Source organism: Flintibacter hominis (assembly GCF_014287965.1).
GTDB lineage: Bacteria > Bacillota > Clostridia > Oscillospirales > Oscillospiraceae > Lawsonibacter > Lawsonibacter aceti.
The window spans coordinates 41,154-49,723 of sequence record NZ_JACOPO010000012.1 but is presented as its reverse complement, the minus strand read 5'-3'; the positions used below and the strand labels follow the sequence as shown (position 1 = coordinate 49,723).

Sequence of the window (8,570 nt, the reverse complement as noted above, 5' to 3'; positions counted from 1 at the left end):
TGGATCAGAGTATGCAGCTGCTTCTCAGCGGCAGCGATCACCTTGGGGTGGCAGTGGCCGAGGGCGTTCGTGGCAATACCGGATGCCATATCCAGAATCTTCCGGCCATCCTCCGTATATAGATAACAGCCTTCTCCCCTTACAACACAGGGCGTTGTCTCCGCGTGCATCGCCATTGGAGGCAGGAGTACCTTGCTTCTCTCATGCTGAGTCATAAACGTCAATCCTTTCTATTCATTATTGTTTGGGTCTTAAGAAATTTCTTTAAACATGCTTCATTAACTTGGCCACATTGTATCATCTGAGGAAAAAGAAAGATTGTAAAAAGTGGACATATCATCCAGTCCCTAGACGACCAAGCCAACCTTGCTGCGGCATACCTGATTCAAAAAAGAACTTGGGGTCATAGAAGTATATTGTTTGAAGTCATGGATAAAGTGAGGCTGGTCGTAGTAGCCAAGATCAACAATGACATCCATTATATCGGTATACTCTAAATAAGTGATGGCAGTTTGGGCTCGAATGATATCAGAGTATTTTTTGAGCGAGAGGCCAAAATGGCATTTAAAAATGTTGCTGATATAACGTTGACTATATCCCAAGGTACTTGTCATGTCTGATACCTTCAAGGTGCCAGGGGAATTAACAATCAATTTGGCTACGCAGTTGGCGATTATATGGATTGGAACGGTCTGCTGTCTGTAGAAGAACCGGCGTGTAGCCTCAACCATACTGAGGAAGTCAGGCATCTCCCCCAATTCCTGCTCAAAGGAACCGGTATCAAGAAATTCAGAGAGCGGGATGCGATTGCCCACCAGAGAGGCAACATCCTGTTTCAAAAACTTAAAATGGATACCCGGCTGCAACTTCAGGCCAAAACAACGGCAGCAGGAACTGATGAGGGATTTTTTTCCCTGGAGAAAGCTCCCACATACATATCCACGGCAGACATTGCTCTCCCATGTGAATTGCAAATCGACACAGCCGTCAGGAATGGCAATAATATCAATTTTTTTAGGATTTTCCAGCAGATATGCCTTTTCAAAGACCGGATCATCCAGCAGGACTTCCTGATAGCCAATCTGATGGCGGTTGATATAAAATGTCTTGAAATTCACATATGTACCCCCCAGGTGATGTTCAGGCTACATAAACGCCCATAAAGGGTATAGGTTAATCTTCTAAAAGAGGAATCACTTCGCCGCCTTCTCCAATTATAAGGAGGAAAGGATCTTCAAATCTTTCTAGCGCCTGTTGCAGGGCCTGCTGTAAATTGGCTGGAGAACAATGGGACATTTGCCCACGCCGGCAATCTTCTGGCAGCAGGCCGTCAGTCACCAGCGTGACGTTTGAATGTCGAACTACTCGGCCCATACTCACACCTACCGCCATAGTAAGCAGATCCTCTCCAGTATTTTGGGAAGCAATGCGGTGGGAGAGAACCTCTGTTCCGTTTTCCAATGCCATATAATCCAGTATCTGGGGATGGGGTCCTACTCCTTCGGTACAGGCGGCCAAAAGAAGGAACTCGCCCCCCTTTGCGATCACACGAGTAGGACCATAGGCCGCTTTTCCACACTGCCAGAAATCGATGTCGATGGGGTAAGCAGAGGCCAGCACCACATCAGGCCGTTGCTTCAAAGATACACCGCACACAGCCTGGGCATAGGATACCGCCTTCCGGTGGGCATGGATATAATGCCCTGCTACTGCGCGATACAGATTCATATTCTCGTCCAACACGGTGTTGATAATGTAGTGTAAGCCTATATTTTTGGTCCACTCCTCCACTGCCAGACGAACAGGACATTCCACCATGCCTAGAAGCACTTCATCCCGAAGTCCCTGCATGACATGGAACTCAGAGACAATATCGGCAGAAGTAATACCAGGATAGAGGATCTTCGCGCCGCCTGACCAGCCCATACAGCCGTGCGGCACCACATTTCCAATGCCGATACGTATATCTGCCTCCATAGCTGGCTTATATACCCGGATCGGCGTGCCTAATTCGCTAGTGCCAACCTGGGTGAGCATATCGGGATTCTCAAATTCGCTGTTGAGAATTTGGTAGCGGTCCACAATATCCTGTCCGAATTTGGCTGCAATTTCCTCTTGTGTCATGGGCCGGTGGCTGCCCAGCGCAATGACAATAAAAATATCACGTCGAAGGATCCCAGCCCCTTCAATGCGGGGCAGGAGTTCCTGGAGTATGGTTCGGACAGGTGTCACGCGGGTATTGTCATCACTGATGATACAAACCCTTTGGCCAGGTCGAAGCAGGTTTTCGATCCGAGGCGCGCCGATAGGGTGGTCCAGCGCATCCCGAATCAGTCCGCCGTAATCAGTTACTTTTTCTGTCTGATTTAGTCGGGCATATTGAAATCGAATACCGTCCGGGATGCGGACAGTATAGCTCTTGTTTCCGCAGCGCAACGCAATACATCTGTCATCGTTCATAAGAAGCGTCCCCAATAACGGTAAAATTCAAATATGAACTGTGAAAGCTGTCGACCAAAGGTTCAGGAATACTTGTCAACAGTTCGCTGGTCTCTTTTTTTGCTTGCCCCTGGCCTCCGCAATATCAACGCGCCAGACAGAGGTGGCGGCGAGGGTAGACTGTATGGCGTGGCTGAAGCCAGACATATGCTCAGGCATTAACTTTTCACACAGCAAACGCAGAGCTTCAATCATTTCCTCTTGGTCCGTGACCTCAACGGCGGTGCCAGTAACGATGGCAGACTGAAAATAGGTGGTATATGTGTTGGGCGCGACAAATTCCGGCTCGTCCCCCCCTACGAAAGTAATGCACACATTGGGGTTGGCGTGCAGCAGGTCCAGCTTTCTCCCTCCCGCCTTGGCGCAGTGGAAGTAGAGGCAGTTGCCATTTCGAACAAAGGAGAGGGGCAGACAATAGGGAAATGCCTCGCTGGTATGAATAGACATTACGCCATGAGAGCAGTGGTCAATCAAGGACAGGGCAAATTCTTCCCCCTGTTCCCGATCGCTTCTACGCATTGGATACATAACAGCTCCTCCTCAAAACAGAAATATGTCACAGTGTCACAAAACCGCGTGGAATATCTTTTGCCCAGATTGGATGGAAACAAAGCCGGAGGAAAGCGCAGGGCAATCCAACAGCTTTGTTTCCACCAATCATACATGCGCAGGAGCACACATCAAACAGGTTTTAGGATAGCAGCCAGACTAGAGCCATCGAGATGGGTTCGATGTAGGCAATGAGCAGCAGGCAGACAAACATGGCGGCCAAGAATGGGATAGCGGCCTTAGAGACCTCCTCTATCTTCAGCTTTGCAACAGCGGAGGCCACAAACAGATTCACACCGTAGGGAGGTGTTACAAAACCGATGGCCAGCGCTACAGTCATCATAATGCCGAAGTGGACAGGGTCCATTCCCACCGCCTTAACCATGGGCAGGAACACAGGGGTCAGGATCAGGCAGGAGGAAATATTGTCTACAAAACATCCCACCACCAGCAGAATGACGATGATCAGAGCAATAATGGCGATCTTGGAGGAGACCGCGCTGAGGACCACATTGGCTACCTTGGCCGGGATCTGTTCCATGGTCAAATAGGCCGCGAAGGACATGGAGAACCCTAGCGCCAACCCTGTGAAGCCGTTCATATCGGCGGTGCTGCGGTAAGATTCGTATACAATCTTCCAAGTCAGCTCATGGTAAACAAATTTCCCTACGAACAGAGAATAAACAGTGGCAACCACCGCGGCCTCTGTCGGGGTAAAAATACCACCATAGATGCCTCCCAGAATAATGACGGGGGCCATCAGTGCGGGCAGGGAGTCCAAAAAGACCTTCAGGAAACTCTCATCGTTCTTGGTACGCTCAATTCCCTTATAACCGCGCTTTTTAGAAATAACCCAACAGACAATCATCAGGCCAATGCCAATCAGAATGCCTGGAATAAAGCCCGCCTTGAACATATCACCCACAGAGGTGCCGGAAGCAACGCCGTAGATCACAAAGGGGATAGACGGGGGGATGATGACGCCAATCGTACCAGCTGTGGCAGTCAAACCAGTGGAAAAAGCCCGGTCATAGCCCCGCTTTTCCATCTCTGGCAGCATGATGGAGCCCATGGCGGTCACAGTAGCAGGGCCGGAGCCAGAGATGGCCGCAAAAAACATACAGCCGATGACGGTAGCCATGCCCAAGCCACCGGTAAACTTACCCACCGCGGCGTCGGCAAGATTGACGATACGTCTGGCGATACCGCCCAGAGCCATCAAATTGCCCGCCAACATGAAGAAGGGAATGGCGATCAGCGTAAAGGAGTCCAGACCAGTAAACGCTTTCTGGGCCACCATCACAGGGCCAATGTTGCTGGTCAGGCAGATGGTCAGCGATGTGGCCACGCCCAGAGCGACGCCGATTGGCACACTCAGCATGATCAGCACAAAAAACACGCCAAACAGAAGCAGAATGTTCATTCAGCGGCCCCTCCTTCCACAGTTTTTTTGCCGATAAGACTCTTAATTGTTGTTTCGATCAGACGTATGCTCATGAGCACCATTCCGACAGGAATGGAGGCGTAACAAATCTGCATGGGAATACGCAGGGCAGTAGATTTCTGCCCAAAAGCGGCAATCGTCTGGACTGCGGCCATGCCTTGAATAAAGACAAAGACAGCGAAGCCGATCCAGATGGCAGTAACAAACAATTCAAGGATTTTCTGTCCTTTAGGGGAGAGGCGATCCTTTATCATGGTGATGCGGAGATGAGTGCCGTTGCGGGCAGCATAACTCACACCCAGCCAAGTCTGCCACACATAGAGATAGCGCACAGCCTCTTCAGACCAGGATGGCGCGTCTTTAAATAGGAAACGCATCACAACCTGATAGAAAATCAGGGCGGTGCTAAGCATCAAAGAAGGGACCAAAATATATTCCTCTAAATGATCCCAAATTTTAACCAAGGTTTTCATGTATTGAGCCCCCATAATAACGTCGTAGACAAGGAAATGCCTTTACCGAGTTCTGTTAATTGGCAAAGTGGGCGGGGATGCCTGCCGGCATCCCCGCCCGCAACAGGAGACATTACTCAAGTAATTTGCGATAATATATTTCTTTAATTATCTCGAATCTGAACCGCCATCTCGTAGATCTCAGGATCAATCATATTCTTGATGTCCTCTAGTTCCCAAACAGACTTGGTCGCCTCACGCATCTCTTCAACCATTGCGGCGTCGGGATGGATAAATTCCACCCCAGCCTCGGCCATAGTGGCTTCCAGTTCCTCTTCCATCTCCGTGTTCAAACGGCGCTGATTCTCCATCGCGTACTTTGACCCATCCTCTACGACCTTCTGCAAGTCAGCGGGCAGGCTCTGCCAAAACGCCTCGGAGAAAACCATAGCGTTGGCAGCATAGATGTGGCCGGTGTATGTATAGTAGGGCTGAACCTCATACAGTTTAGCAGTGTAGGTCAGCACTACGCCGTTGTCCTGCCCTTCAACAACGCCCTGGGACAGACCGGTGTACAACTCGGAGAAAGCCATGGGAGTAGGAGAAACTCCTAGTGCGTCGTAAGTAGCAATATTAACAGGGGACTCCATAACACGAATCTTCATATTCTTCATATCCGCCAGGGAAGTTATGGGGCGGACTTTATTGGAGATGTTGCGGAAAGCGTTTTCGCCGTAGGCCAGCAAACGCATACCGACATTGGGGAGGTTCTCGGCCAGTTTGGCGCCAAACTCACCGTCTAACTGCTCATAGGCATCTTCCTTGCTGCTGAAAAGGAAGGGCAAGTCACACACAGCATAGTTGGGCTCAAAGTTGGCTAAAGTAGACATGGGTCCAAAAGAGCATTGCACTGTATTCAGCTGCAGGGCTTCAAACAGCTCACGGTCGCCACCCAAAACCGAATTGTTCTGTACATCTACCCGGATACGGCCGTTGGAGTTCTCCTCAACATAAGGCTTAAAATACTCTATCAGGGCGATACCGGAGGCAGAGTCGTCCTGAATGGTAGAACCGACAATCAAAGTAAATTCAGGATCAGAAGTGGTGCCGCTCGTTCCGCCAGCGTTGGAAGCGCTGGATGTGCTGGGTTTTTGGGTGTTGCCGCATGCAGCCAGACTCAGCATCATGGCACAGGCTAGAAGCATGGAAATGGTCTTTCTCTTCATTTTTGTTCATCCTCCTCATTACATTTAGATCGGTTTTGGTTGATATACACTCTGGGGAAGCTTCCGGCCCATAAACCCAAGGAAGGAGCAGATTTGGACGGCCTGTTTACATTGGACTGGATTCTCCCACAGAAAGTACGATGACAGGAAACATATCAGAATTGGTCTGACTATGCCACAATTCTGCGGCTTCATGAGGATGCCAAGGTATTAGAAAATATACTCTTTTCAAAAGGTAATTATGTAGTGTTCTGTAATATAGTGTTCTGTATACAAACATGTAGAATATAGCCAAAAATATCAGGGAAGTTCAAAAAGACAATAGCACAAACGACATTTATCTGTCAAGAGATAAAAAGATATCAAAAAATATTTTACTATTTCTGAAAAAATTATCCAAGATTTTTGTTTATAGTGTACAGCGATTAATGGCAACAGACTGGCAAAAATCATTTGTATTATATCAACAAAAAGATATTCGTATTTTCTTGCTATTTATCATAATCGTGATATTTGGGTTGACATTCAACTTTCTTTCAACTATAATATTTATGTTCTGTATACAAAGTACAAATGGCCAACTCTCAAACAAAGACATCAGGGTAATGTTTCTATTATATTCGTCCCATCTTTCTGGGACAAAGGAGGCATACCCGCCATGCAAAATTATCCTTTCTATGATGAGGCACTGGCCCTCACAAAAAAGCTGGTTTCCATTCCCAGCATGAATAACTCCGATGGTGGGGAGCGTGCGGTGGCTGATTATATGGCCGCCTGGATTCGTGAGCTCCCCTACTTTAAGGCACATCCGGATCAAGTCATCACCCAGCCCCTAAAGGACGACCCTTATGACCGCATCAACGTGGTCGCCATCGCTTTTGGTTCCCGTAGTAACAGCAACGAGACTATCATCCTCCACGGCCACCACGATACTGTGGGTATCGATGACTACGGCTCCATCAAGGAGTACGCCTTTGACTGCGACGCTCTGCCAGAGAAGATCAAGTCCATTACTAGCGACCCAGAGGTCCTGGCGGATATTGAGTCTGGAGAATGGATGTTTGGTCGCGGTTCTTCTGATATGAAATCGGGCGATGCGGTCAATATGGTGCTGATGCGGTATTTTACAGAACACCTGAATCAGTTTGATGGAAATTTGATCTTCATGACCAATCCTGTGGAAGAAAACCAGCATACCGGAATTATTGAGTCTCTAAATGTGCTGGAGGAGCTGAAGGCCAAGTATGGCTTAACCTACAAGATGGCCATGAACACCGACTTCATCTCCCCCGCCTTCCCCGGCGATACCGCCCACTACTTCCATGCCGGAGCGGTGGGAAAAATTCTGCCTTGCTTCTACATCATTGGTAAGCCCACCCATTCCGGTCAGGGCTTTGAGGGGTTTAGCGCCTCTATGGTAGCCGCTGAGATCACCCGGAACATAGATATGCGTGCCGAGTTCAGCGACGTTTACAACGGCGAGTTCGCTATGCCCCCCACGGTGCTGAAGATGAGGGACCTGAAGCCTTCCTACGACGTGCAGACCGCCTTCTCCGCTTTTGTGTACTTCAACTACTTCATCCATAATATGGAGATGGATGAGATTTTTGCCCGCCTGCGCAAGGTGGCCGAGGATGCCCTGAACACTGTGGATACCTACACAGATGAGCAGAATAAGGTCTACTGCAAGATGACCGGTGCCGACTACTACAAGCGTGAGTACCAACTGAAGGTCATGGAATACAGTGAGCTGTATGAGAAGGCCAAGGCCCTCAAGCCTGATGTGGACGAGGATATCCGTGCAATCACCAAACAATCGCTTGAGGAAAACCTGGACCGCCGCGAGCTGTGTCTGAAGATTGTAGAATATCTGGCAAATAATATTTTGAGTATTAATACACCCACAGTCATTTTGTTCCTGGCACCGCCCTACTGCCCCCGAAATACACTGAAGCGCGAAATTCCGGAGGAAGGCGCGTTGTTAGACAGCGTAGTCGATCTGCTGAATCAGTTGGGCCAGGAGATGGGCGAGGAGCTGAAGATGATGCAGTTCTTCCCAGTGCTCACTGACAGCAGCTATCTGAAGCTGGATGACACCGACACCTCTATCAAGACTCTGGTGGACAACTTCCCTGACATGAAGGGCCACTATGACGTGCCCCTGGACCAAATTAAGCGGCTGAATATCCCCGCCTTCAACTTCGGCTGTCACGGCAAGGACGCCCATAAGTGGACAGAGCGAGTCCATAAGGAGTATTCCTTCGGCAAATTACCCATTATTATGCTGCGCGTCTTGGAGAAATATCTTAACGAAAAATGATACCACCGCCTTGTCGGTAATATTCTGATCCCCAGTGCGTTTTTGGATACTAAGTTTAAGGAGCGAGTATTTCATGCTGG

Annotated in this window: 8 protein-coding genes; 1 reads left to right on the top strand and 7 read right to left on the bottom strand. The window is 48.9% G+C overall.

Features of this window, described 5'->3' with window-relative positions; genetic code table 11:
- The 7 genes from H8S11_RS12960 to H8S11_RS12930 all read right to left on the bottom strand — a co-directional run.
- On the bottom strand, positions 1-215 hold a 215-nt coding region (locus H8S11_RS12960; protein WP_207722000.1), incomplete at its 3' end, for an aminotransferase class III-fold pyridoxal phosphate-dependent enzyme.
- A gap of 132 nt (positions 216-347) precedes the next feature.
- On the bottom strand, positions 348-1,118 hold the full coding sequence (locus H8S11_RS14315; RefSeq protein ID WP_147573393.1) for a helix-turn-helix domain-containing protein: 771 nt from the start codon (positions 1,116-1,118) through the stop codon (positions 348-350).
- Between the two features lie 55 nt (positions 1,119-1,173).
- On the bottom strand, positions 1,174-2,460 hold the full coding sequence (locus H8S11_RS12950) for a nickel-dependent lactate racemase family protein (RefSeq protein ID WP_147573394.1): 1,287 nt from the start codon (positions 2,458-2,460) through the stop codon (positions 1,174-1,176).
- 75 nt (positions 2,461-2,535) lie between these two features.
- Complete coding sequence (locus H8S11_RS12945) at positions 2,536-3,027, bottom strand: pyridoxamine 5'-phosphate oxidase family protein (RefSeq protein ID WP_186853411.1); 492 nt, start codon at positions 3,025-3,027, stop codon at positions 2,536-2,538.
- A 163-nt stretch (positions 3,028-3,190) separates the two neighbouring features.
- Entirely contained in the window at positions 3,191-4,471 is a 1,281-nt protein-coding gene (locus tag H8S11_RS12940; RefSeq protein ID WP_186853410.1) for a TRAP transporter large permease, read from the bottom strand.
- Complete coding sequence (locus H8S11_RS12935) at positions 4,468-4,965, bottom strand: TRAP transporter small permease (RefSeq protein ID WP_186853409.1); 498 nt, start codon at positions 4,963-4,965, stop codon at positions 4,468-4,470. Before H8S11_RS12935 ends, H8S11_RS12940 begins: the two co-directional genes overlap by 4 nt.
- A gap of 143 nt (positions 4,966-5,108) precedes the next feature.
- Entirely contained in the window at positions 5,109-6,170 is a 1,062-nt protein-coding gene (locus H8S11_RS12930; RefSeq protein WP_147573398.1) for a TRAP transporter substrate-binding protein, read from the bottom strand.
- A 658-nt stretch (positions 6,171-6,828) separates the two neighbouring features.
- On the opposite strand from H8S11_RS12930, the gene H8S11_RS12925 reads away from it, so the two are divergent.
- Positions 6,829-8,490, top strand: a complete 1,662-nt coding sequence (locus H8S11_RS12925) for a M20/M25/M40 family metallo-hydrolase (protein ID WP_186853408.1) — start codon at positions 6,829-6,831, stop codon at positions 8,488-8,490.
- Positions 8,491-8,570: the final 80 nt, after the last annotated feature.

What these genes read in the sequence shown, in the direction of transcription:
- H8S11_RS12950 (WP_147573394.1), bottom strand. Translation starts at nt 2,460, where the DNA reads ATGAACGATGACAGATGTATTGCGTTGCGCTGCGGAAACAAGAGCTAT.
- H8S11_RS12935 (WP_186853409.1), bottom strand. Translation starts at nt 4,965, where the DNA reads ATGAAAACCTTGGTTAAAATTTGGGATCATTTAGAGGAATATATTTTG.
- H8S11_RS12945 (WP_186853411.1), bottom strand. Translation starts at nt 3,027, where the DNA reads ATGTATCCAATGCGTAGAAGCGATCGGGAACAGGGGGAAGAATTTGCC.
- H8S11_RS12940 (WP_186853410.1), bottom strand. Translation starts at nt 4,471, where the DNA reads ATGAACATTCTGCTTCTGTTTGGCGTGTTTTTTGTGCTGATCATGCTG.
- H8S11_RS12925 (WP_186853408.1), top strand. Translation starts at nt 6,829, where the DNA reads ATGCAAAATTATCCTTTCTATGATGAGGCACTGGCCCTCACAAAAAAG.
- H8S11_RS12930 (WP_147573398.1), bottom strand. Translation starts at nt 6,170, where the DNA reads ATGAAGAGAAAGACCATTTCCATGCTTCTAGCCTGTGCCATGATGCTG.